The organism is Arthrobacter sp. S41, assembly GCF_004320535.1.
GTDB lineage: Bacteria > Actinomycetota > Actinomycetes > Actinomycetales > Micrococcaceae > Glutamicibacter.
The window spans coordinates 1,214,800-1,237,848 of record NZ_SIHY01000001.1; the positions used below are offsets into that span (position 1 = coordinate 1,214,800).

Annotated in this window: 21 protein-coding genes; 6 read left to right on the forward strand and 15 right to left on the reverse strand. The window is 54.1% G+C overall.

All coding sequences use genetic code 11. From position 1 onward, the window contains the following. Positions 1-9 precede the first annotated feature (9 nt). Positions 10-474, reverse strand: coding sequence for a DUF3817 domain-containing protein (locus EYR88_RS05610; RefSeq protein WP_131088707.1), 465 nt, complete (start codon positions 472-474; stop codon positions 10-12). Between the two features lie 42 nt (positions 475-516). Beyond that, positions 517-1,305: an SURF1 family cytochrome oxidase biogenesis protein gene (locus tag EYR88_RS05615; protein WP_131088708.1), complete on the reverse strand. Its 789-nt coding sequence runs from the start codon at positions 1,303-1,305 to the stop codon at positions 517-519. A 559-nt stretch (positions 1,306-1,864) separates the two neighbouring features. Here EYR88_RS05615 and EYR88_RS15995 point away from each other — a divergent pair. Continuing rightward, on the forward strand, positions 1,865-2,041 hold the full coding sequence (locus EYR88_RS15995; protein WP_165477286.1) for a hypothetical protein: 177 nt from the start codon (positions 1,865-1,867) through the stop codon (positions 2,039-2,041). A gap of 250 nt (positions 2,042-2,291) precedes the next feature. Here the strand turns inward: EYR88_RS15995 and EYR88_RS05620 are convergent, their stop codons facing one another. The 6 genes from EYR88_RS05620 to EYR88_RS05640 form a co-directional block, all read right to left on the reverse strand. Continuing rightward, entirely contained in the window at positions 2,292-4,241 is a 1,950-nt protein-coding gene (locus tag EYR88_RS05620) for a hypothetical protein (RefSeq protein WP_131088709.1), read from the reverse strand. Positions 4,242-4,986: 745 nt separating this feature from the next. Beyond that, entirely contained in the window at positions 4,987-6,138 is a 1,152-nt protein-coding gene (locus tag EYR88_RS05625; protein WP_131088710.1) for a GuaB3 family IMP dehydrogenase-related protein, read from the reverse strand. Between the two features lie 155 nt (positions 6,139-6,293). Further along, positions 6,294-7,103 carry a DUF4872 domain-containing protein gene (locus EYR88_RS16220; RefSeq protein WP_242632462.1) on the reverse strand — a complete coding sequence of 270 codons (810 nt, stop codon included), beginning with the start codon at positions 7,101-7,103 and terminating at the stop codon, positions 6,294-6,296. A gap of 66 nt (positions 7,104-7,169) precedes the next feature. Beyond that, positions 7,170-7,610 carry a hypothetical protein gene (locus tag EYR88_RS16225; protein ID WP_242632463.1) on the reverse strand — a complete coding sequence of 147 codons (441 nt, stop codon included), beginning with the start codon at positions 7,608-7,610 and terminating at the stop codon, positions 7,170-7,172. A gap of 153 nt (positions 7,611-7,763) precedes the next feature. After that, on the reverse strand, positions 7,764-8,360 hold the full coding sequence (locus tag EYR88_RS05635; RefSeq protein ID WP_131088711.1) for a TetR family transcriptional regulator: 597 nt from the start codon (positions 8,358-8,360) through the stop codon (positions 7,764-7,766). 4 nt (positions 8,361-8,364) lie between these two features. Then, the gene (locus tag EYR88_RS05640) at positions 8,365-8,949 is read right to left on the reverse strand and encodes a sugar O-acetyltransferase (RefSeq protein ID WP_131088712.1); all 585 of its coding nucleotides are present in this window, start codon (positions 8,947-8,949) and stop codon (positions 8,365-8,367) included. A 111-nt stretch (positions 8,950-9,060) separates the two neighbouring features. On the opposite strand from EYR88_RS05640, the gene EYR88_RS05645 reads away from it, so the two are divergent. Next, positions 9,061-10,275 carry an MFS transporter gene (locus tag EYR88_RS05645; RefSeq protein ID WP_131088713.1) on the forward strand — a complete coding sequence of 405 codons (1,215 nt, stop codon included), beginning with the start codon at positions 9,061-9,063 and terminating at the stop codon, positions 10,273-10,275. 110 nt (positions 10,276-10,385) lie between these two features. After that, positions 10,386-10,823 carry a VanZ family protein gene (locus EYR88_RS05650; protein WP_131088714.1) on the forward strand — a complete coding sequence of 146 codons (438 nt, stop codon included), beginning with the start codon at positions 10,386-10,388 and terminating at the stop codon, positions 10,821-10,823. Positions 10,824-10,964: 141 nt separating this feature from the next. On the opposite strand, the gene EYR88_RS05655 is transcribed toward EYR88_RS05650, so the two are convergent. The 4 genes from EYR88_RS05655 to EYR88_RS05670 all read right to left on the reverse strand — a co-directional run bounded on the left by EYR88_RS05655 (position 10,965) and on the right by EYR88_RS05670 (position 15,181). Beyond that, positions 10,965-11,897, reverse strand: a complete 933-nt coding sequence (locus tag EYR88_RS05655; protein ID WP_207306465.1) for a 3-keto-5-aminohexanoate cleavage protein — start codon at positions 11,895-11,897, stop codon at positions 10,965-10,967. 11 nt (positions 11,898-11,908) lie between these two features. Beyond that, positions 11,909-12,694 carry an SDR family oxidoreductase gene (locus EYR88_RS05660; RefSeq protein WP_131088716.1) on the reverse strand — a complete coding sequence of 262 codons (786 nt, stop codon included), beginning with the start codon at positions 12,692-12,694 and terminating at the stop codon, positions 11,909-11,911. A gap of 28 nt (positions 12,695-12,722) precedes the next feature. Further along, on the reverse strand, positions 12,723-14,045 hold the full coding sequence (locus EYR88_RS05665; protein ID WP_242632464.1) for an MFS transporter: 1,323 nt from the start codon (positions 14,043-14,045) through the stop codon (positions 12,723-12,725). Between the two features lie 92 nt (positions 14,046-14,137). Then, positions 14,138-15,181, reverse strand: coding sequence for a LacI family DNA-binding transcriptional regulator (locus EYR88_RS05670; RefSeq protein ID WP_242632465.1), 1,044 nt, complete (start codon positions 15,179-15,181; stop codon positions 14,138-14,140). Between the two features lie 321 nt (positions 15,182-15,502). Between EYR88_RS05670 and EYR88_RS16355 the strand changes: the two genes are divergently transcribed. After that, entirely contained in the window at positions 15,503-15,634 is a 132-nt protein-coding gene (locus EYR88_RS16355; protein ID WP_278184783.1) for a hypothetical protein, read from the forward strand. Positions 15,635-16,029: 395 nt separating this feature from the next. Next, positions 16,030-16,590 carry a hypothetical protein gene (locus EYR88_RS05675; protein WP_131088718.1) on the forward strand — a complete coding sequence of 187 codons (561 nt, stop codon included), beginning with the start codon at positions 16,030-16,032 and terminating at the stop codon, positions 16,588-16,590. A 153-nt stretch (positions 16,591-16,743) separates the two neighbouring features. Here EYR88_RS05675 and guaB read toward each other — a convergent pair whose 3' ends face one another. Both guaB and EYR88_RS05685 read right to left on the reverse strand, forming a co-directional pair. Continuing rightward, complete coding sequence (gene guaB / locus EYR88_RS05680; protein ID WP_131088719.1) at positions 16,744-18,249, reverse strand: IMP dehydrogenase; 1,506 nt, start codon at positions 18,247-18,249, stop codon at positions 16,744-16,746. Positions 18,250-18,370: 121 nt separating this feature from the next. After that, positions 18,371-20,464, reverse strand: a complete 2,094-nt coding sequence (locus EYR88_RS05685) for an acyltransferase family protein (protein ID WP_131088720.1) — start codon at positions 20,462-20,464, stop codon at positions 18,371-18,373. Positions 20,465-20,732: 268 nt separating this feature from the next. On the opposite strand from EYR88_RS05685, the gene EYR88_RS05690 reads away from it, so the two are divergent. Further along, positions 20,733-21,182 carry a hypothetical protein gene (locus EYR88_RS05690; RefSeq protein ID WP_131088721.1) on the forward strand — a complete coding sequence of 150 codons (450 nt, stop codon included), beginning with the start codon at positions 20,733-20,735 and terminating at the stop codon, positions 21,180-21,182. A 235-nt stretch (positions 21,183-21,417) separates the two neighbouring features. On the opposite strand, the gene groL is transcribed toward EYR88_RS05690, so the two are convergent. Then, complete coding sequence (gene groL / locus EYR88_RS05695; protein WP_131088722.1) at positions 21,418-23,022, reverse strand: chaperonin GroEL; 1,605 nt, start codon at positions 23,020-23,022, stop codon at positions 21,418-21,420. Between the last annotated feature and the right edge of the window lie 27 nt (positions 23,023-23,049).

A 23,049-nucleotide genomic window follows, 5' to 3' on the forward strand; every position in this document is an offset into this window, starting at 1 on the left:
AGCTCGGCTCTAGTACCGCTTAGCAGCCTTTGGATGAGCTGCCAGTTCACGATCCACTTCAGCGTGTACCTTGGCCTCGGTGATGAAGGACAGGAACGGAACTACGCCACCGAGTGCGATGGTAATGAAGCGCATAAATGGCCAGCGCATCAGTGACCAGAGACGGAAGTCAGCAAAGAGGTAGACCACGTACAGCCAACCATGGGCAATCAAGATACCCAAGGACAGGTTCACTCCCCCAGTGACTTCTGCTCGGTTGAACAGACCCACCGAGTTGGCGGTGCCATCAGCCAAACTGCCACCAACAAAGAGTTCCAGGGACCAGAAGTACTTGAAGATCATCTCGACCACGAGCAGCAACAGCATCACACCGGTGATGTAGGCGAAGACCTTATAGAACTTGGCGGCGCTGCGAATCTGCGCTGGGGTGCCGCCGAACTTCCGGGGCTTCGGTGCTGGGCTGGTGCTGGACATGGCTGATGATTCCTTCCGAATCAGAAAAAAGTTTGTGTTTGTTTAGTTGCTGCTGGTGCCGTTGTCGCGAGCGTCCGCCGCGCGTTCAGCGATCTCGTCCAAGTCGCGCTGGTAGTCATCACGAACCATGCGGTACCAGAGGAAGATGGCGAAGCCTGCAAAGACAACCCATTCAATTCCGTAGAAGACGTTGAGCCAGTTAACCTGAGCTTCCTGCGGCTGAGGTCCAACATAGATCATGTCGATGCCTGGCTGATCAACACTTTCGCCTTTAACCGTGGTGATCTTGTGCCCGGAGATGAAACCGTTATACAGCACCGAATCCCATGTGTTGGCTAACTGCGCTGAGGTGATGGACGGCAGGGTCTTGCTGCGTAGGTCATGCTCGTTCTCTGGACCCTCGTTAGGCAACAGTCGACCGGTGACTTCCAGTTCACCCTTAGGTGCCGCTGACGGTGCGGTGGCCTCTGGCTGCCAGCCGCGCACCACTGCGATGCCAGCGTCTTGTTTGGCGCCATCAACTTTGAACTCGGTGATGACCCAGACACCTTTTTTGCCGTCTTCAATGCGGTCATCAATGAGCTGATCTGTGCCGGGAACAAATTCGCCGGTGAATTTTACGATCTGGTCAGCTTTGGTGCCAAGCAGTTCAATTCCAATATCCGTGTGTTTTGTCAGTTGAACTGGATTCTCGGTCTTATCAACCTTGACCAGCGGTTCGCTCTCTGAGGAGCCGAACTGCCACCCCGAGAGGGCAACAAATCCGGTAGCGATGGCCAGCGCAGCAATGAGGGCGCCGATCCACTTGAGTTTCAGAGCGGTTTTAAACACCCCTTAACCGTACTTCTATTTGCCGTAGAACTCGAAATAAGTGGGGGTGAGATTCGCCCAGAAACCGTAGTTTTCGTTCATTGGAACGAATCAGGCACGTCGTTCGTTAAGGAACATGCAGCACAAAGCTGTCGTGGCTGGCGCTGACGCCTAGCAATTATTTAGAAGGTGCCTTCCCAGACCTGCATGTCTCCATTCTTGGAATTCGAGCTTCCATATTGACCAGCTGTGGATTCAATTGTGCCAAGGGATCCAACGCTCAGAAATACGTGAGCGTACCTCGAACTAAGCTCCGCGCTGGCAACAGTTAACGTTTTCGGGCCAGGCATGCGGCGCACAACTGGACACTGCTTCACAAGCCAGTTGAGGCGCAACGAGTCAAGTAACCGAATCCAAATGTTCGGACTTCATGCTCACCGCGGCGCAGTAAACTCGTGATCGCAAGAAAGCGCGAGCGGATTTGAAGTGACCAAATCCAGAGTCGTGGTTGACGGTCCTCTAGGATTACCGTATTAGATGGTTTCGTAGCTCTCTGGAGCTGTGGCGAGGAGGGCATTGGATGAACAAGACTCTTGTTTCACCAGTCATCGCTTGGGTAGTGTCCGCGCTTCTTTTGCTTATCGGCATCTGGCAGTTGACAACCGACGGTCAATGGCGAGGCCTTGCTTTCATCGTGCTCGCAGTCGTCTGGGCAATAGTCGCTCTGAGACAAGCTCAAAAACGAAAGAGCAAGTAATTATTTTGGGGCAAACTACGACTTCCCGCTGATTCGCAAGATGCTGATTTGCCAGCCTCAGCCCATAAAGCTCGATGAAAAAGTCGATAGAAAAGTGAACGAATTCCAAGCTCAATGCGCTCAATTCGTGCACGACTCTTACACATGCATAGAAGGCCCGTTCAATGTCTGAATTGGTCGGACACTGAACGGGCCTCCACATGTCTAGCAGGCGCTTGGTGAATCGCTGCTATCTATCTTTGGTGTTCGCCTACTTCTTGATTTTCTTCGATGTACTCGTTTTCGAAACCGACTTATAACCCGACTTCGAACCGGTGACCGTCACCGAAATCTTCCGCCCGGCATCAGACTTAGCCAGCTTGTAAGTTGACTTCGTTGCGCCCTTGATCGAATCGCCGTTACGCTTCCACTGATACTTCAGCGATACGCCCGAAGGCGACCACTTACCAGCAGAAACCTTCAAAGTCTTACCGACTTTCCCAGTTCCGGAAATCTTCGGAACAGGAGTCGACGACAAACTCTGCAACGCCACCGACTTCGAATCACTCGTTTTCGAAACCGACTTATAACCCGACTTCGAACCGGTGACCGTCACCGAAATCTTCCGCCCGGCATCAGACTTAGCCAGCTTGTAAGTTGACTTCGTTGCGCCCTTGATCGAATCGCCGTTACGCTTCCACTGATACTTCAGCGATACGCCCGAAGGCGACCACTTACCAGCAGAAACCTTCAAAGTCTTACCGACTTTCCCAGTTCCGGTAATCTTCGGAACAGGAGTCGACGACAAACTCTGCAACGCCACCGACTTCGAATCACTCGTCTTCGAAACCGACTCAAAACCGGACTTGGAACCAGTGACCGTCACCGAAATCTTCTGACCAGCATCAGCAGAAACCAACTGATACGAAACACCAGTCGCACCCTGAATCGACTCACCATTACGGTTCCACTGATACTTCAGTGATACGCCCGAAGGGGTCCATGCACCGGCATTCGCAGACAAACTCGAACCCACCGCAGCAGTACCAGAAATCTTCGGAACAGGAGTCGACGACAAACTCTGCAACGCCACCGACTTCGAATCACTCGTCTTCGAAACCGACTCAAAACCGGACTTGGAACCAGTGACCGTCACCGAAATCTTCTGACCAGCATCAGCAGAAACCAACTGATACGAAACACCAGTCGCACCCTGAATCGACTCACCATTACGGTTCCACTGATACTTCAGTGATACGCCCGAAGGGGTCCATGCACCGGCATTCGCAGACAAACTCGAACCCACCGCAGCAGTACCAGAAATCGTCGGAACAGGGGCAACTAGGTCCTTCGGTTCCACCTGGTCGGACAAATTCACAGTTCCCAAAGTTCTAAAACCGCTGCCTCTGTTACCCAACGAATCATTCAATGGGTACAACGACACTTCCCAAGCACCAGGTGCAGAACCCTCAGGAATCGAAACCTTACGTTCCCAAACGCCGTTCTTTGCGGTACCTGACACGAGGGTCATTTCGCCAAAGCCATAGCTTTGACCGGAATCATGCGAAACGCTCACAACCGGAGCATTAGCTTCCGTCGCATCCGTAACAGTAGCTCGGATAGTGATCTCGGCAGGTCCATCAGCCAAGTTGTGATTCAACGGCGAAACCGAAGAAGTAACCAACACCGGAGCCGAAGTATCCGAAACCGAAGATTCGATGTTCACGGTTCCCAAAGTTCTAAAACCGCTGCCTCTGTTACCCAACGAATCATTCAATGGGTACAACGACACTTCCCAAGCACCAGGTGCAGAACCCTCAGGAATCGAAACCTTACGTTCCCAAACGCCGTTCTTTGCGGTACCTGACACGAGGGTCATTTCGCCAAAGCCATAGCTTTGACCGGAATCATGCGAAACGCTCACAACCGGAGCATTAGCTTCCGTCGCATCCGTAACAGTAGCTCGGATAGTGATCTCGGCAGGTCCATCAGCCAAGTTGTGATTCAACGGCGAAACCGAAGAAGTAACCAACACCGGAGCCGAAGTATCCGAAACCGAAAATACAACGGCAGCTACCGAAGCACCCGTGGCTGCCGTCCCCGAAGCAGCCAGCGATGGTGATGCGCCTGCGAACAGCGAGGCGGTCAGTGCGACTGCTATGGCACAAGCGCCGGTTGACTTGAGTCTTTTAATGGAAGACTCATTTCCAATTTGAGACATTGATCCCCCAAAGAATGCCTGACGAAGATTCCAGGCGAAAAGTGCGAGCGAAATTAGTATCGCGATTGGTTCAGAGCGATACAATGAACCAAAAAAGTTATCGTTCAACTATTTGAAAGCATCTCATACTTCTAACGAGGGAGAAACTTTATCCTTAAATGTTATCTTCGAAAAGACCGACATTTGAATTCATGGATAGAGCTGTACTTTCAAGAACACTGACCTTGAATCAAGATCCCTGTACATGGATTGGTTGGCCGGTGTATTGAGCCGACGAGGACAGCAGCTCTGCGGTCAGGATTTGAGGCCTGATCGCGCAGGTCGCTGATACCGAACCTCAAGAACCGGTTTCGAAAATTTGGGCTTCACCTGACAACCACCCACAGCCTAGATAACCCGTTACATCGAGGACTTCTCTGAATTTTCTAAAGTGCAATCCCGCTATCCGTGTGTTTGCTGATGACAATGCCCACTACGTGAACAATAGAAAAGGGTTCGATGGAATGCATTGCTGCGAACTCTCCTCTCCTGAGTGAAGAATGCAGGTACCTCAGTACTGCTCACAGTCAGCAAATAAACAGCCTGTCGACCTAGGCCAGAGTTGAACAAATAGACCCTTGCACCCATCCGTTTGGTTCTGCGGGTTCAATTTGCGAAAAAACAGCCACTACATTGATCAAGAATGATCAAAGTAGTGGCTGTTCAGTTGTTCCCTCGGCGGCCGAAGCAACCCAAGTGATGTGTCTTAGTAGCGGTCAGACTCATATGGCGAAAGTACCACGTCTACACGCTGGAATTCCTTCAAGGTCGAGTAGCCGGTGGTGGCCATCGAACGACGCAGCGCACCAACCAAGTTGGAGGTGCCATCGGTTTCATGCGATGGACCGTACAGAACCTTTTCAAGGGAACCGACGGTACCGATCTTTGCACGGTCGCCACGTGGGCTGGCCTCGTGCACTGCTTCCATGCCCCAGTGGTAACCGGCGCCTGGTGCTTCTTCGGCACGAGCCAAAGCGGTACCGAGCATCACTGCGTCGGCGCCCATAGCGATGGCCTTGACGATGTCACCGGAGTTGCCCATGCCACCATCGGCAATGACGTGTACGTAGCGTCCACCGGACTCTTCGATGTAGTCACGGCGAGCTGAAGCAACATCGGCAATAGCGGTAGCCATTGGTGCGTGAATGCCCAGGGTACGACGGGTGGTGGAGGACGCGCCGCCACCAAAACCTACGAGGACACCGGCAGCGCCGGTACGCATCAGGTGCATAGCTGGGGTGTAGCCAGCTGCGCCGCCAACGATCACTGGGACGTCGAGTTCATAGATGAACTGCTTGAGGTTCAGTGGTTCGGTGGTCTTCGAGACGTGCTCGGCCGACACGGTGGTGCCACGGATGACAAAGATGTCCACGCCGGCAGCCACTACGGTCTTGTAGTGTTCTTGGGTGCGCTGTGGGGTCAATGAGCCAGCGACAACTACGCCGGAGTCACGGATCTCGGAGATGCGCGTAGTGATCAGCTCTGGCTGAATCGGAGCCGAGTACAGTTCCTGCAACTTAGCGGTGATCTTTGGATCATTGCGCGTTGCGGATTCAGACTTCAGACCGGTGATTTCTGCCAGTACAGATTCTGGGTTTTCGTAACGGGTCCACAGACCTTCAAGGTTCAGTACACCCAAGCCGCCGAGCTTGCCGAGGGCAATGGCGGTGGCCGGTGAAGTTACCGAGTCCATAGGTGCGCCCATAATTGGGGTGTCGAACTGGAAAGCGTCGATCTGCCAGGATACCGAAACGTCCTTCGGATCACGGGTGCGGCGATTCGGTACGATCGCTACGTCGTCCAGGGAAAATGCCTTATGCGCCCGCTTGCCGCGGCCGATCTCAATCTCGTTACTCACCTAACTAGGTTACCAAGTCTCGGCCGAATTCTTGCTTTTCATGGTCTTAGTGCGAGCGGTCATGACGTGTTTCAACCCGCCAGTAAGCAAGAAACCCTGCCTCACGGTGTATTCATACACCGTGAGGCAGGGTTAGAAGCAAAAAAGCTTTTGGACTATGAAGCTTGGGAAGCCAGTGACTTCGCGGTAGCTGCCAGCGCAGTTGCTGCCTGCTCTTCAACCTCAGCGATACGCTCCATGGCATCTGCCATCTGCGAGAACATTGCACTGCGGTTTTCAACGGTAACTTCTGGATCCACTAGCTCAGCGAACTCATCCCACAGCTGTGCCAGCTGCAGGTAATCTGCACTGTGCTCCCCCAGAGCCGAAAGACCGGGAAGTCCCGCGGCCTCATCAAGGAAGTCTGCGTACAGTCCACGCAGTGCACCTTCGCCACCAAAACGGGTATCACTCAGGAAGCCCGAAAGCTGGGTCATGCCGCCAGCAAGACGCTCCTGATCAGCAAACATCTGGCTCCAGCCGGTCTTGGTGGTGGTATCGCGCAAACGAGCAGCAAAGGTACGCATACCGGTAATGCCGAAGTTCTTCGCGAAGTGATCTGGAATTCCGGAAAGTTCGCGGGTTCCCAGAAGACGAGAAGTGGTTTCTTCGATAGCAATCAGCGCGTTGGTTGCCAGGGTTTCAGCCTTCGGCGAGCGCGATGAAGGTACCCAAGCCAGCCAGTGCTTTTCCTTTTTGCGCTTGGCGCGGGCGAAAGCTAGGTCTTCTTGGCTGATGACGTTCAGTACGCCTGAACCGTCATCTACCAGCAGATCATCTTCATGATCTCCGACAACAACAAGATCAATGGTCTCGGCTTCATCCACTTCATTGCCATCGATCCAAGGCAATGCGTTGATAGCAACACGTACAGCTACGGTGCGACCGGCATCCAGCGCAGCGTCCATGTATTCAACAGCTCGCACGGCTGAACCGGTGGTGCGTTCGGTGACCTTGGCACCGCAACGGGCCAGCAGGTTCTGCGTGTATGGCTATGGGTGGGCGCGGGTCACTAAGGTGGCGGTGGTGGTCTCTTCGTATTCGAAGGTGAAGACCATAAAGCCAATACCACCGGCCAGGCCTGCCAGCAGTGCTTGGCTCAGTGGCGCTTCGGTAACTGGGTTGGTGACGCCAGCCTGTACGAGGACTCGGTGCCACAGTGCGGCATCGTATTGAATGACGTCTTCTGGTGCCGGGTATTCAGGCAACTCATCTTGTGGCGCTGGAGCCGCAGCGGGCTTTGGTGCCTTGGGCTTAATTCCAGCTTTGGCATCGCGAGCTTCTTTGGCGTAGTCACGAGCCTGCGCTGCACGAGCCGCCTTTGGGCTCTCTGGCTTACCGGTAAGAATGTTCTTACGCGCGGTGGTATAGCTCTCCCCCGTACGTTCCATTCGTTCGCGTGCTTGCTTCTTCAGATTGGCTGGCTGGCCCAAAGTAATGTCCTTTATTCGCGGTCGCGCACAGTCAGTGAGATCCCACGCCGATTGGTGCTGTCTGCCCATAATTCTACGCGTGCAAGATCTTTTGCTGGTGCAGAACCAAAGGACTTGGACAACTACTTCTTCAGCAGCACTTGAGATTGATTACTAAGTACTAAGTGAACCCTCGCGCGAATCTTTCGTGATGCGAGCAATGGCAGTTTTGATTTCGCTCGGCTCCCGTGCTTCGGAATCCAGGGCTCGGTGAATGGTTAGGCCCTCAATCATCGCGTCAAGCAAGCGAGCTGTCAGCGGGTCAAAGTGAAGCTCCAGAGCCACACGGCTGCGCTGCATCCATTGCGTAGTAATCGAACGGAACGAAGCATCGCGGGTGGCCAAGGTGTAGAGCTCATGAGACAAGATCAGCTCATCATCATCGCCACTACTAGCTTGCAGAATTCTTTCGAAGACCCTTTCACACGCCGATTCCTTATCGGTTGCCGTTGCCATATGACGTTCAAAATCGTCACTAATGCTGGTGGCAAATCGGGAAAATGTGCTGTGCAGCAAATCCTGCATGCCATCAAAGTAGTAGGTCATGGCACCCAATGGCACACCGGCTTGAGTCGCAACTTTTCGGTGTGACGTTCCGGTGACCCCGGATTCCACAATGACTTTCTGGCATGCGTCAATGATCTTTTCACGGCGTTCAGGATCATTGCGCCGACCTAAGCGTGAACCGGCGGAAGACTGTCGGGAGGACATCAAATTATCCAATGCTTCGGATCACGCGTGCAGGATTACCCACGGCCACTACGTTGGCCGGGATGTCCTTGGTGACTACCGCTCCAGCACCGATCACCGAGTTTTCTCCGATACTCACTCCTGGGCACACGATCACTCCGCCTCCTAGCCAGACATTGTCACCAAGGCTAATTGGCTGGGCTGCTTCGAGCTTGCCGCGTCGAGGTTGCGGGTCAATCGGATGGGTGGGCGTCAGCAGTTGAACGTTGGGCCCAATCTGGCAGTCTTCACCGATGGTGATGGTGGCGACGTCCAACGCGGTGAGGTTGTAGTTGATAAAGGTTCGGGCACCGATGTGTATGTTCTCGCCGTAGTCCACAAATAACGGCGAGTTCACGTGGGCGCCTTCGCCCAAGGTGCCAACGAGGTCTACGAGGATCTCGCGAGCAAGTGGATCTGCGGCGAGATCAGCGCGACGGTACGCATCAGCAAGCTGGACACCACGTCGATGAAGGCGTTCGTTTTCAGGGTCATCCGCGATATAGAGGTCTCCGGCAAGCATGCGCTCACGGTTACTACGGGAGTCTGATTCAAAATAACTCTGATCCATGGCAGCGAATATACACGACATTTGAGTACACTCGTACATATACTTTGAGTGGTCGTCCTGTCAGTGGCGATGCGTTCATCCCGCGGGCACAGCGAAAGATATCAACACCTTATGTATTCAATCCTTTTGGCTATTATCTACATCGCCTTCATCAGCCTCGGGCTTCCCGACTCTCTGGTGGGCGCCGGTTGGCCAGTGATGCATAGAGAACTTGATGTCCCGCAATCCTTCGCTGGTATTCTCACCATGGTCATTGCCGTGGGAACCATCTTTTCTAGCCTTGCCTCGGAACGACTTACCCGTAAGTTTGGTGCCGGAGTTGTAACGGCGATCAGCGTTGGAATGACCGCAACGGCGTTATTCGGCTTTACGTTCTCTGACTCGTTTTGGATGTTGTGTCTGTGGGCCATCCCGTATGGATTGGGCGCAGGAGCAGTGGATGCAGCCCTGAACAATTACATTGCCCTGCACTACGCGGCACGGCACATGAACTGGCTCCATAGCTTTTGGGGTGTGGGAGCCTCGATTAGCCCGTTGATCATGAGTCATGCGCTGACCTCAGGGATGGGATGGTCTGGGGCTTACAAGGTTGTTGCGCTTATTCAAGTCGTGCTCACTATTGTTCTGGTGCTCATGCTCCCCCTCTGGGGCAAGGTGAACACCATGACCCCGAAAATGCGCAGCCGCGCTGAGGTGGAAGATAGTGCCGAGAGCAGTGAAGCGCCTCAGGCCGGATCCTCTCACATTCCGCTGTCGCAGGTTTTGAAAATTCCGGGCGTCCTCCTGGTCCTTGCGGCATTCTTTGCTTACTGCGCGTTGGAAAACACTTCGATTCTCTGGGCTACGACTTACCTTGCAGGCGACCGCGGTGTGGCCCCGGCAACGGCTGCCGCCTTTGCGTCGTTCTTCCTTTTGGGCATCACTGGTGGACGCTTCCTTGCTGGATTCTTTGCTGATCGAATCGGAGACCGCAACCTGATTCGTGGTGGCTTCATCATGGTGGGACTCGGTGGTCTTATGCTGCTCATCCCGCTGGAAGCCAATGGAGTTGCTTTAGTCGGGCTAGCCATCGCTGGTCTGGGATCTGCACCGATTTACCCCGCCATCATCCACTCCACACCGGCAAATTTCGGGCGCCATAATTCACACGCCATCATTGGAATCCAAATGGCGGCGGCCTACCTCGGTTCGACACTGATGCCACCGCTCTTCGGTGTCTTGTCCTCCTGGGTGGGACTGTGGCTTTTCCCGCTCTTCCTTCTACTGCTAGCGGCTATGGGGATGCTGTTCTCAGAACGCCTGAACCGCATGGTGGATGCTAAGTAACAGTCGATTCATCACCTCGGGCAGCGGAGCCAAAAACTGATCTTCGAGTATCTTGGGTAGTGCATTAACACCCGAATTCATGAACAGCGTCAAGGAGCCCACTGAGAACTTTGCTTAGCCGCCATATGCTCCGACGCTGGGCTTTGCCATTGCTGTACTTGCTCGCAATGATGGTGATCGCGTTTTGGCCTGTCCCCGTCGATTCATCCGCAGGACCAGAACTAACACAGACCTTGCACTGGTTGCATGCTCACGGCGCTCCAGCTTTTGTGAACTACGAGTTCGTCGAATTTTCAGCCAACGTGATCTTCTTCGTTCCGCTGGGCATCATTCTAGGCGTAGGACTTCGCCGGTTCTGGACGGCAGCCCTCGCAGGCTTCGTTGTCTCCGGCTTGATAGAACTAGGCCAGCTACTGTTCCTCCCCAACCGCTTCGCCACACTTACTGATGTCGTGGCTAACTCTTTAGGGTGCGTACTTGGCGCGGCAATTTGGCTTGCTGTTTCTAAAGGTTATTGGAATCAGAAGGCAAGCAAGCCTTCCAACTGAAGAAATGAAACCTACCAGCCCTCGCCAATTTGCGCGGCGGTTGGAACCGATTTGGCTACTTTTTATCAGGCTTTCGGAGCTAAGAAAGATGGAAGTCCGTGATCTTCGCGGACTTCCATCATTTTTTGCCGAGATGTGTGTCTAGAAACCGACCTTGTCCCGGCCCTTCAACGAAAGCATCTCGCGCGCTTCATCCGGGCTGGCAACTTCAAAGTTCAAAGCTTCGAGAATCGTGCGGATTCGGGTAACTTGCTCAGCATTAGATGCGGCAAGCTGACCCGGACCGATCCACAAAGAGTCTTCGAGACCAACACGTACGTGAGACCCCATAGCTGCACCAATGGTTGCCAGAGGCATCTGGTTCTTGCCAGCACCGAGAATCGACCATTTGTAGTTATCGCCCAAGAGCCGGTCCGCGGTACGACGCATATGCATCAGGTCCTCTGGGTGTCCGCCAATTCCGCCCAACAGGCCAAAGACTGACTGTACAAACAGTGGCCCGCGTGCCAATCCACGTTGGTGGAAGTGGCTCAGGTTATTCAAGTGGGAAATGTCGTAACATTCGAACTCAAACCTCGTGTCGTTGGCATTGCCAATTTCGAGGATCTTCTCAATGTCAGCGAAAGTATTCTTGAAGACAAGATCGCGTGACTTTTCTAGGGCTTCACGTTCCCATTCATGCTCAAATTCTTTGAACCGATCGAGCATCGGGAAGAGCCCAAAATTCATTGATCCCATATTGAGTGAAGCAAGCTCCGGCTCAAAGGTCGCCACTGGAATCATGCGTTCTTCAACGCTCATATGTGGAGATCCGCCAGTCGTAATATTGATGACCGCGTCAGTGCCGTTTTTCAGTTTTTCTAAGATGGGTTCGAAGTGCTTGGGGTCTTGGGATGGACGCCCGTCCTTCGGGTCTCGCGCATGCATATGAACTATTGCAGCACCGGCCTTTGCCGCGCCAATAGCGGCCTCAGCAATTTCATCTGCGGTGACGGGCAGATGCTCGGACATCGAGGGAGTATGGATTGCCCCGGTTACAGCACTGGTGATGATTACTTTGCGTTTGTTTTTCACGATGTCCCTTTCTAGTAAAGCTTCTCGGTGTTTCCGTCTACAGCCATGGCCTGGCCGTTGATGCGTAGTGCCATGGGGCTAGCAAGGAACACCGCCATGTTTGCAATGTCTGATGCTTCGACCAGCTCGTTCAGTGAAGACTGTGCGTGGTAAAGATTGGAGACTTCGTCGACAGGGCGTTGCAGCATCGTTGCCTTGGCCTCGATCACGGACTGAATCCGTGGACCGTTGACCGCGCCTGGACAAATAGCGTTCACGCGAATTCCTTCTGCCCCAAGCTCGATCGCCAGTGTTTTGGTCAAGCCGATAACAGCCCATTTTGAAGCGGAGTATGGGCTGCGTCCGGCCATACCGAGACGGCCTGCGGCAGACGACAGGTTAATAATCGATGCTCGGTCAGATTCTCGTAGAAGCGTCAGCAAGTGCTTGATGCAGAAGAACTGTCCGTGGACATTCACATCAAAAGTGCTTGTCCATCCTTGAGAGTCAATCGTCTCGATGGGACCAGTCGGTCCGGCAATTCCGGCGTTATTAACTAAGACATCAAGTCCGCCGAGGGAATCCTTTACCTGCGTGGCCAAACTGCGGACTTGTTTCTCGTCCGATACGTCGCTCACGGCAGCTTCAAATCCAGAAGCTTGAGCGGCGCGAACCGCATCGGCGCTAATGTCCGTAACGAAGACGGTTGCGCCGAGGTTCTTGAATTCTGTCGCAATTGCCAGACCGATGCCGGCGGCGCCTGCGGTGACAAGGACTCGTAAACCATCAAGGTCTAATTTGTTGCTTGAATTACTCATAATTCCGTTGCTCCTGAAAATTGTCGTTTTAGTGGCCGGAACCGTTGGCTGCGGAAGGGTCTTCTGTGCCTCTGCGTAATTTCAAAGTCAGCAACGCTCCCATGACGCACATGGCGACAATGAACCACAGCCCGGACATCTTGTTGCCTGTGATTTCCTCTAGGAGTCCCATGACGTAAGGGCCGAGGAATCCGCCGAAGAGACCGATGGTGTTCACAAATGCAATGCCTCCCGCAAGAGCCGCACCAGTCAGTCGCGTAGCGGGGTACGTGAAGAGGATCGGCTGAAGTGCAAAGAAGTTGAACGCTGCCAGGGAGAATCCGATCAATCCCAGAACAGGACCACCTAGTGCACCGAGGGTGAAACCTGCAACGATGCCGACCATGCTTGCACCGGCTATGGCTCGTGAGCGTGATCCATTGGTTGCTAGACGAGGTATCAGTAGTGCGCCGATTGCTGAGAAGAACCAAGGGATGGCAGTCAGCAGACCGATCTGAATAGAAGATAGTTCGCCGTAGGTGCCAATGATTGAAGGCAGGAAGAAGCTCAAGGCATAGACCGCGATTTGATGGGCAAAGTAGATCGCTACGACTAGGAGGATCTGCTTGTCCTTGAGTACGTGAATCAGTTTGGAATTACCGGCTGCCTTCGCGCCTGCGGTCTCTTCAGCCGCAATACGGGCTTCAAGATCTTCGGCCTCAGCCCTGCTCAGGAATTTTGCCTCGGTTGGTTTGTTTGGAAGAAGTTTCCAGACCGCGATAGCCAAGAAGCAAGCAGGGATTCCCTCGATAATAAACATCCACTGCCAACCGTGCAGACCGCCAAGGCCATCTAGAGTCAGCAGCAGCCCGCCCAGCGGAGCACCGATAACATTTGCAAGTGCCACGCCAAGCAAGAACAGCCCATTAGCGCGAGCACGGTCCTTGACCATGAACCACTGGGTGATGAAGTAAATGACGCCCGGGAAAAGTCCTGCCTCAGCGATGCCAAGTAGCATGCGCAAGATGTAGAAGGTCCATTCGCCTTGGACAAGCGACATGCATGCGGAGAGTATGCCCCAGGTGATCATGATTCTCATGATCCAAAAACGGGCGCCGACCTTATGCATGATCAGGTTTGAAGGGATCTCGGAAAGTGCGTAGGTCAGGAAGAACAGACCGGCACCGATTCCATAGGCGGTAGCGGATATTCCAAGGTCAATTTCCATGCGATCTTTAGCCATACCAATGTTGGTTCGATCGATGAATGCGATGACATACGCGGCGATGAGCAACGGCATGATGCGCCGGAAAATTACCTTGTTGAGCACCTCTGGTGAGCGCATGTTCGAAGTGGATTTTGTAGTCTGCATGAGACATTCCTTCTGCATGAGAGCATGACAATTAATGGCCCGTGGGCCTATTCAATGAATTTGACGCGATGAATGGATCTGGCTGGCGGATGCTATTCGCTGGTACAGCCACAAGTCACGCCAATGTGCAGGCCGTGACCACAAATGATTTGTTTATAGGTCTTTCGAGGTTCGACGATCTGCTCCAACAGGAGCTCGAAGGACTTTTCCGCCATCTCTTGAACTGGTTGAACAATCGTTGTCAGTCCGATGAGTTTTGATCGGCTTCGCTTAAGCCCATCCGAGCCCACAACAGCGACGTCCTGCGGTATTTTCAATCCGCGAGAAAGCGCATGTTCCATGACGCCCAGGGCAATTTCATCTGAGCCGCAAACGATAGCGCGTGGCGGGTTGCCTGAATCGAATAATCGTTTCGCGGCGACCTGCCCGCCTTCCGAACTAAGTTTGGTGCTAATTCGGCGCTCCCCCGTTATTCGGACTCCCCGAGAACCAGCGACTCTAACGAAGGCGTGCTCGCGGGTTTGCGAAGCGGTCGAAGTTCGCGGACCAATGATCGTAGCTACTTCGGTGTAGCCATGATCTAGCACGTGAGTCATCAGCTCCTCCGCAGCACTGTCATCATCTATGCCGACAAAATCGCCGGGTAGATGCTCAGAACTGCGGGACAGGCAAACGTATGGAATCCTTTTCTGGCGAAAAGTTCTCAACGAGCGAGAGTCTTCCCGTATTGCCGCCGCAATGATCACGCCGTCCACGTTTCGAGCGGCCAGTGTCTCTGCAACTTGCGCAAGCGCTTCCGGATCATCACCAGTTGTTGCAACAAAGACATCAAAGCCCGCAGCCGTGGTCGCATTGATGATGTGCTGAGACCAGTACGTATACATCTGGTTCACGATGTTGGGCAGAACCAACCCGACAACCCTGGTAAGCAACGGATCGTGGCCTTCGCCGGTGTTGTGTGGGCGGTAGCCCAATTCACCGGCCACCTTCAGTACGTGCCTTCGCGTTTCTGCAGAAGCACCGGGCCGTCCATTCATGATGTAACTGACCGTGGCAGCAGAAACGCCAGCGGTACGAGCGACGGCGGCAGCGGAGACGCGCGAAGGCCGAAGCGACAACTGCGACTGAATAGTCAACGCGCACCTCCATTGGTGAATTAAGTGGTTCTCAATACTTCCTGTGATCACCATTACAATTCATGAAAATGCGTTAAGCAACCTTAAGTAGTTCTAAACGCCTTCCGCCGGCCTAAGACGCTGTTGCGCGCGCATTGTTCACCGTTGATTGCAACCAAGCGTGAGGCACTTAAGACTACTTAAGCTAGTGAGCGCTAGTAGAAGACTAATTCAGCACGTCGTTGGGGTGGTCCGGTAACTAATCAGCTCAATTTCAAACGCGGGTAAGTTCAGCTCGCGTACCCGACTGGTGGTTCTGAAAAGGATCCATTGATTTGAGTGATGACCCATGAAGAAGCAGAAGAAGTGCCTCAGGCCTTGCCATTGCAAGCTGAAGGCCACGAAAGTCCAACGCTCACCAGTGTTTCAAGACTTATCGTGGCCCTCTTGAGGCTCATTATTGAGGTCCTCTAAGTGGTTCGCCATACGGCCGCTGAGCTCGGTGTAACCGCACTGGGCTCCGCACCTCTGAGAGGTGGCTACGAGGGACTTGGTGCCACCTAATCCCACGACGCCCCATTTCTGGAGTGCTCTTTTATTCTCCCACTTAAGTATTTAGCGCGCTAGGGAATTGTGGATCATATTCCAGGGTGCGAAGGACGGCATTTCAATTGGAAAAATCATCGGCTGGTTCAAAGAGGCCAAAGCAATCTTCAAGAGCGTATCCGGCATATGGTCGGCCATTCGAAGCGGACAGTTCGCGGCACAGATGGGTCCAGCAGCTGCGGAACTGGTAAAGGCGGCCCTTGGACTCAATGGAGTTGTCGCGGCCTGCTTCTAGGAAACCATGCGAAAAGATAAGGTGAAGTGTGCCAACAGAACAGACTAGATTCCCCTCACTCAGCCAATCAATCAGTGGCCATCTCATGACAGGGGCCGTCAAAGCCGTGCTGGCATTCTTGCTCGCCTGGTTATGCACTCTAGTTTTCAAACTTGATACCGCGCTCGGGCAATTGGCAGTTGCCCTATTCTGCTCCTACCTCATCGCAGAATTCATGAGCGCTGTCATTGAACGGCCGATAGTCAAACAGCGAAACCGGACCCAACCGGGAGGACTCGCGTATGTTCTCTTGCCGTTCTCAGCCGCCTTGCTCATTACTTTTGTTGCGACCTTCGGAATCACCAATGACATAGCAGCCGCAACACTACTCCTGGCGCTTGTTGCAGTTCTCAATGCAGCAGAAATTCTCCTCACAAAGAGTTGGATTCCTGGTTTGTCTCCAGAAGAAGAACAGAGGATGTTTGATGATTTCAAGACGATGCCCAAAGAACATTTCTCTGACGACATAGACCGAATCACGTCGCAAGCTCGTGAGAACACAAAGAAGAAATACTTTGAAAAGAAGGAACGAGGAGACAGCTGGAACTGACCAGTGAACAAGGCTAATCATCCAAGGAATTAGGAGAGCCGCGGTACGGACAATGCAACAAGTCCTCTGTGGAAATCCCTCAATCCTGAAACGAAAAATCCCGCCCAGAACAACGCTTGAGCGTCATCCCGGACGGGAAATTTTCAGATGAGTTTAGCGTGAACGGTAGTTCGGGGCTTCAACGGTCATCATGATGTCGTGCGGGTGCGACTCCTTCAGACCAGCGGAGGTGATGCGAACAAACTTGCCGCGCTCCTTCAGTGCTGGAATGGTTCGGCCACCGACGTAGAACATGGTCTGGCGCAGGCCACCGGTGAGCTGGTGAACCACTGCGGACAGTGGGCCGCGGTAAGGAACCTGACCTTCAATGCCCTCAGGGATCAGCTTCTCGTTGGAAGGTGCATCGGCCTGGAAGTAACGGTCCTTGGAGTACGAGGTGTTCTTGCCTCGGGTTTCCATGGCGCCCAGCGAGCCCATGCCACGGTAAGCCTTGAACTGCTTGCCGCTCATGAAGACGAGGTCACCAGGCGACTCTGCGGTACCTGCCAGCAGCGAGCCGAGCATCACCGAGTCAGCGCCGGCAACCAGTGCCTTGCCGATATCGCCCGAGTGCTGCAAACCGCCATCAGCGATCAGTGGCACACCAGCTGGGATAGCAGCCTTAGCTGCTTCGTAGATCGCGGTAACCTGCGGTACGCCAACACCGGCAACAATACGGGTGGTGCAGATCGAGCCTGGGCCCACGCCAACCTTGATGGCGTCAGCGCCGGCATCGATAATTGCCTGAGCACCCTCGCGGGTTGCGGCCTGTCCACCGATCACATCTACGTGGGCAGCAGCAGGATCCTTCTTCAGGCGAGCAATCATTTCCAGCACACCCTGGGAGTGACCATTAGCGGTGTCAACCACCAGGGCGTCAACGCCAGCGTCAATCAAGGTCATGGCGCGCTCGTAGCCTTCACCGAAGAAGCCAACGGCTGCTGCTACGCGCAAACGACCTTCGTCGTCCTTGGTGGCCAGTGGGTACTGCTCGGCCTTGTCGAAGTCCTTGACGGTGATCAAACCGGTCAGCTTGCCATCATCATCAATCAGCGGAAGCTTCTCGATACGGTTCTTGGAAAGCAGCTCGATAACCTTTTCAGGGGCTACGCCTTCCTGAGCGGTCACCAGTGGCATGCCGGTCATGACTTCGTAGACCTTGGTGGTCATGAACTGTTCGCGAGGAACAAAGCGGGTGTCGCGGTTGGTGATGATGCCCAGCAGCCTACGGTTCTCATCAACTACTGGCAGACCGGAGACGCGGTACTGTGCGCACAGCTCATCCCATTCAGCCAAGGTGGCGCCCGGGTGCACGGTGACTGGGTCGGTGATCATGCCCGACTCGCTACGCTTTACCTGGTCAACCTGCTTGGCCTGGGCCTCAATGGAGAGGTTGCGGTGGATCACGCCGATGCCGCCCTGGCGTGCCAGTGCGATAGCCATTGGGGCTTCGGTGACGGTGTCCATTGCAGCGGAGCTGATTGGCACTGCAATGTTGATGCGCTTGGTGAAGCGAGTGGTGGTGTCAGCGTCCGAAGGGATTACATCCGTCGGGCCAGGCAACAGCAATACGTCGTCGTAGGTGAGTCCTTCAAAGGCAAAGGGGTTGAACTCAGTCACGTAGGAACCTTTCGGAGCGGATGCGGAGGTTGGTTAAATGGTAGAGCCCTTTTGGCGCTAGCGTTATTCCCGTACGGGACTCTGTGTCCAAGCTCATGCGTTAACAGGTCTCCGATAGGACTTATTGCCAGCCGGTGGCCTTGGTGAAGGCATCAGCAAATTGGCGCTTGGCACTAACCACAAAAGTCTTGGATAGGTGTGAATCATCTAAGTACGTTGAAACATTACCGATCACAGCTTTGCAGACCCCATCAGGGCAGAGCAAGCCGGTCATATCTAATGAGACAACTTGCTCGCCATAATCATGCTTCGCCAAGAAATCTTGAACCGGATTGTCTTGGGCTAATGTCTCTGCGGCTGATCCGTCACAGGCTTCAGGGTGCTTGGCATGATTATCAACGCATTCGGCTATGGAGTAGGTGTAGCGCGGGGTATCGCGCATGGCGATGACCTTGCTGCCTACATTGAGGAATGGCTGGATAGCTTCGGCGTAGTGGTCCACCATGGTTTCCTGCTGCCCCGGCGTGCGGCCATCATCGGCTGTGTCGGCCACGGTCTTGGTGGCCGTGGTCATCACCATTTTGGGTTTCAGATCAGCGACATACTTTTTGGCTGCATCTTGGAAGTCAGCGCATTCAGGTTCTGAGCGGTCAGCATCGGAGCCGTAGCGGCATCCGGGGTGGAAGACCAGTACCCAGCTTCCGCCGGATTCTTCAATTGCGGAAGCGGCGGCCTCGGACCAGTGCTGCATGTGCGAATCCCCCAGCAACACCACATCTGGAGAACCATCAAAGTTTCCACCCTGTTCGCAGAACATGATGCGCTCGTCGTTAGGGCTGTTGGACCCGGCGCAGGAGCTCCCTGGAGACTGCCATTCATCTTCCAACTCGGTGGCCAAAGGCAACGTCAATGCGGCAGGTGAAGGATCCCAGTCCTCGGTTGCGGTGGCTCCGGGGTTATCGGCAACGCTTTGGGTGGCGGCGACGGCACTTCGGTGAGCCACATTGTTGGTCCACGCGGTCACCGAGAGGTTGACGATGCCCAGGCCAATGGCCACCACTGCCACCTGGCCGAGGACCCTGATACCTGTCTGCGGTACCCAGTGCGGGAAGCTGAAGTTGTTTTGCCAATTGACCGCCGGCTTCTCAACAAAGTTGGTGGTGACCCATGAAGCCGCGATGGCAGAAATGATCAGTACCGTTCCGTCAAGGAAGGAAGCGTGCTCCTTGCCGGAGGCTTCTAGGTAGAAGACCAGCATTGGCCAGTGCCACAGGTACATGCCGTAGGACAGGTCGCCGAGCTTCACCAATGGCTTCATGGACAAGAACCCTGATGGGTTGGCCCAGTTGCGAGGTGCAGGGGCAGCGATAATCATCGCGGCGCCTAGCGTTGGGACCAAAGCCATGAAGCCCGGGAACTGACCTTGGACATCCAGCACGGCTCCGCTGCCAATGATGGTGAGCATTCCTACCCAGCCGGCAACTCGGCGGATCTTCTCTGGCAGGGTGTTCAGCCAGGGCAAGGTCAGGGCGAACAAGGAACCGAGAGCAAATTCCCAAAGGCGTGCGCCGGTGTGGAAGTAGGCAACCTGCTGGTTAGTGGCAGTGATGTTGATGGAAAACGCGAGAGATCCAATGAAGATCAATCCGAAGAGCGTTCCGGCAACCCACGCGAAGTTGAAACGCTTGGAGAACAGCTTCCAGATCAGTGCACTGAAGGCCAAGACTATGGGCCAGAGAATGAAGATTTGTCCCTGAACGGATAAGGACCAGAAGTGCTGTAGCGGTGAGGCTGAGTCTGTGTTGAACGCGTAGTAATCGACCTGATGATTAGCCAGATACCAGTTCTGTTTGTAGAGCATTGATGCTCTGGACTGATCGATGAGCTCCACCCAGCGGCTACTGGGCAAGATGATCCAGGCGGCAACGATAACGCTGATGATCACCGTCGCAGCTTGCGGGATTAGTCTGGAGAACCGGTGCAGCCATCCAGTAATGAGTGGCGTGCGTTCACCGCGAGAAATTCTGCGAGCGGTGGATGAGGTGAGGAAAAAAGCGGAGAGCATCAAGAAGATGTCGACTCCCCCGGAGACCTTGGAGAACCATATGTGATAGCACATCACCAGCAATACGGCTAAGGCTCGAAGACCCTGTAAGTCGACCCGAAAGTCAGCACCTTTGGTGCTTTTCCGGGGCTGTTTGAGGGCGGTAGTCACAAGCTATGCTTCCGTCGGGGACTCGGGCATGACTTCGGTGTTTAATCTTCTTGACACGTCAGACAACTATTGAGCCTATCAATCGACACTGTGATCCCCACACAGGTTGGCACGCCCTACAGCGCTCCTCAAGCAATAAATGCAGAGCTTGTATTGAGCTGACTTGCGCAAGATTAACTGAGCCTTGGAACCGACAAATTCCCTGTGAACTTGAGGATTTGACGTGCGTCACCCCCATGCCAAAGAATCGTCATTTTATGATTGCCTAATGAGCCTTCAGTGGATGGGACCGATATCGACGACAATTGCAGTTTTGTTTGTCGTCTACCAGGGATTTGATGAACGGTCGCTGAGCAAGAAATTTTCAACTTTGGCGGAAGCGCGAACAAACCTGCCCGAGGGCAGCAGCACACAAAGATCAATAGATTCGACGTTAGCAATTTTGGCTGACAAGATCGAACGCCAGTCACGACCACGTCGCCTTTTAGATTGGCTTAGCATGTTCGCGAAGATCTTGTTGACTTTGGCGTTTCTGTTGTTCACCTCGCAATGGGTCATCACGGCGGGATTCGATAACCCGGAGGACATGGATGAAACTTCCAGAAATCTGGCGGAAATTGCCTATGGCTTTGGCCTGATCTGTAGCGAGCTAGGAATAGCCATACTCATTATCGTGCTGTTTACCAAGCACGAGAAAACGCACATACTGAAGAAATAGATTTTCCGATTGGCGGTTTGCCGAGTTTGCGGAACGACCACGAGAATGACTTGATCGAGCATCCCGCCGAAGTCACCTTGCACCAGACAACCGACGCGAATTCATTATGCAACTCCAAAACCTGATGCTAACAGCCAATCCTCGTAGTTGAATATCGAACTACTAATGAAAAGAAGCCGCCGCCGGCTCAAGTAAGAACTTGATCCGACGGCGGCTTCAAAGCCTAGTCAATGACTTAGTGGCTGTGTGCGTCTTCCGCAACCTCAGTGGCCTTCTCGGCTACCAGGGTTTCGGTGGTCAGCACGAGTGCTGCGATCGATGCTGCGTTGCGCAGTGCCGAACGGGTGACCTTGACTGGGTCAATGACACCTGCGTTGATCAGGTTCTCATAAACACCGGTCTTGGCGTTGAAGCCCTCATTAGCTGGAGACTCTGCCACCTTGGAAACAACTACTGAACCGTCGAAGCCGGCATTGGTAGCGATCCAGAACATTGGCTGAACCAGTGCACGGCGCACGATGGCCACACCAGCTGCAACGTCACCTTCAAGGCCAACAATGGAGCTATCGGTATCAAGAGCAGTCAGAGCGTCAACCAGGGCGGTACCGCCACCGGCAACGATGCCTTCTTCAAGGGCGGCACGGGTAGAGGACACTGCGTCCTCGATGCGGTGCTTGCGTTCCTTGAGCTCAACCTCGGTGGATGCGCCCACCTTGATGACGCCGATGCCGCCAGCCAACTTGGCCAGACGCTCGGAAAGCTTTTCGCGGTCCCACTCCGAATCGGTGCGGTTCAGCTCAGCCTTCAGCTGGGCTACACGCTCAGCAACATCTTCATCGGTTCCGGCACCATCAACGATGGTGGTGGAATCCTTGGTGATGGTCACGCGGCGTGCGGAACCAAGAACCTCGGTGCCTACCTGATCCAGGGACAAGCCCAGTTCTGGGGAGACAACCTGGGAACCGGTAAGGATAGCCAGGTCCTGCATCATTGCCTTGCGGCGGTCGCCGAAGCCTGGAGCCTTGACGGCTACCACGTTCAGCAGGCCACGCAGCTTGTTGACCACCAGGGTGGAAAGGGCTTCGCCCTCAACGTCCTCGGCGATGATCAGCAGTGGCTTCTTGGTTTCCAGAACCTTTTCCAGCAGTGGCAGGAATTCAGCCACGGTGGAGATCTTGGCAGGGTTGATCAAGATCAGGGCGTCTTCCAGAACAACTTCCTGGCGCTCCTGGTCGGTGATGAACTGTGGCGAGAGGTAGCCCTTGTCGAACTGCATACCCTCGGTCACTACCAATTCGGTAGCGGTGGTGGAGGACTCTTCAATGGTGATGACACCATCGGTGCCAACAGTCTTAAAAGCCTCAGCAAGCAGTTCGCCGATTTCATCGGACTGAGCGGAGATGGAAGCAACGTTGGCAACCTTATCCGCTACCTCTACTGCGTTAGCAGCCAGTGCCTGCGAAACAACCTCGGTGGCCAGCTCGATGCCCTTACGGACATCACCTGGTGCAGCACCTGCAGCTACGTTCTTCAGGCCTTCCTTAACCAGTGCCTGAGCGAGCACGGTGGCGGTGGTGGTACCGTCGCCTGCTACGTCATTGGTCTTGGTGGCTACTTCCTTGGCCAGCTGTGCGCCAAGGTTTTCATATGGATCTTCAAGATCGATCTCACGCGCAATGGTGACACCGTCATTGGTGATGGTCGGGGCGCCCCAGGTCTTGGCAAGCACCACGTTACGACCGCGTGGGCCGAGGGTAACCTTCACCGTGTTCGCGAGCTTATCAATGCCCGCTTCGAGTGCGCGTCGCGCTTCCTCGTTGAATGCTAGCTGCTTAGCCATGCATTTTCTCCTGAAACTTTAGAGAGG

Excerpts from the sequence above, each read along its gene's own strand:
- EYR88_RS05640 (WP_131088712.1), bottom strand. The coding sequence starts at position 8,949 with ATGGATCAGAGTTATTTTGAATCAGACTCCCGTAGTAACCGTGAGCGC.
- EYR88_RS05610 (WP_131088707.1), bottom strand. The coding sequence starts at position 474 with ATGTCCAGCACCAGCCCAGCACCGAAGCCCCGGAAGTTCGGCGGCACC.
- EYR88_RS05690 (WP_131088721.1), top strand. The coding sequence starts at position 20,733 with ATGAGCCTTCAGTGGATGGGACCGATATCGACGACAATTGCAGTTTTG.
- EYR88_RS05665 (WP_242632464.1), bottom strand. The coding sequence starts at position 14,045 with ATGCAGACTACAAAATCCACTTCGAACATGCGCTCACCAGAGGTGCTC.
- EYR88_RS05645 (WP_131088713.1), top strand. The coding sequence starts at position 9,061 with ATGTATTCAATCCTTTTGGCTATTATCTACATCGCCTTCATCAGCCTC.
- EYR88_RS16355 (WP_278184783.1), top strand. The coding sequence starts at position 15,503 with ATGACCCATGAAGAAGCAGAAGAAGTGCCTCAGGCCTTGCCATTGCAA.
- groL (WP_131088722.1), bottom strand. The coding sequence starts at position 23,022 with ATGGCTAAGCAGCTAGCATTCAACGAGGAAGCGCGACGCGCACTCGAA.
- EYR88_RS05620 (WP_131088709.1), bottom strand. The coding sequence starts at position 4,241 with ATGTCTCAAATTGGAAATGAGTCTTCCATTAAAAGACTCAAGTCAACC.
- EYR88_RS05635 (WP_131088711.1), bottom strand. The coding sequence starts at position 8,360 with ATGTCCTCCCGACAGTCTTCCGCCGGTTCACGCTTAGGTCGGCGCAAT.
- EYR88_RS05660 (WP_131088716.1), bottom strand. The coding sequence starts at position 12,694 with ATGAGTAATTCAAGCAACAAATTAGACCTTGATGGTTTACGAGTCCTT.
- EYR88_RS15995 (WP_165477286.1), top strand. The coding sequence starts at position 1,865 with ATGAACAAGACTCTTGTTTCACCAGTCATCGCTTGGGTAGTGTCCGCG.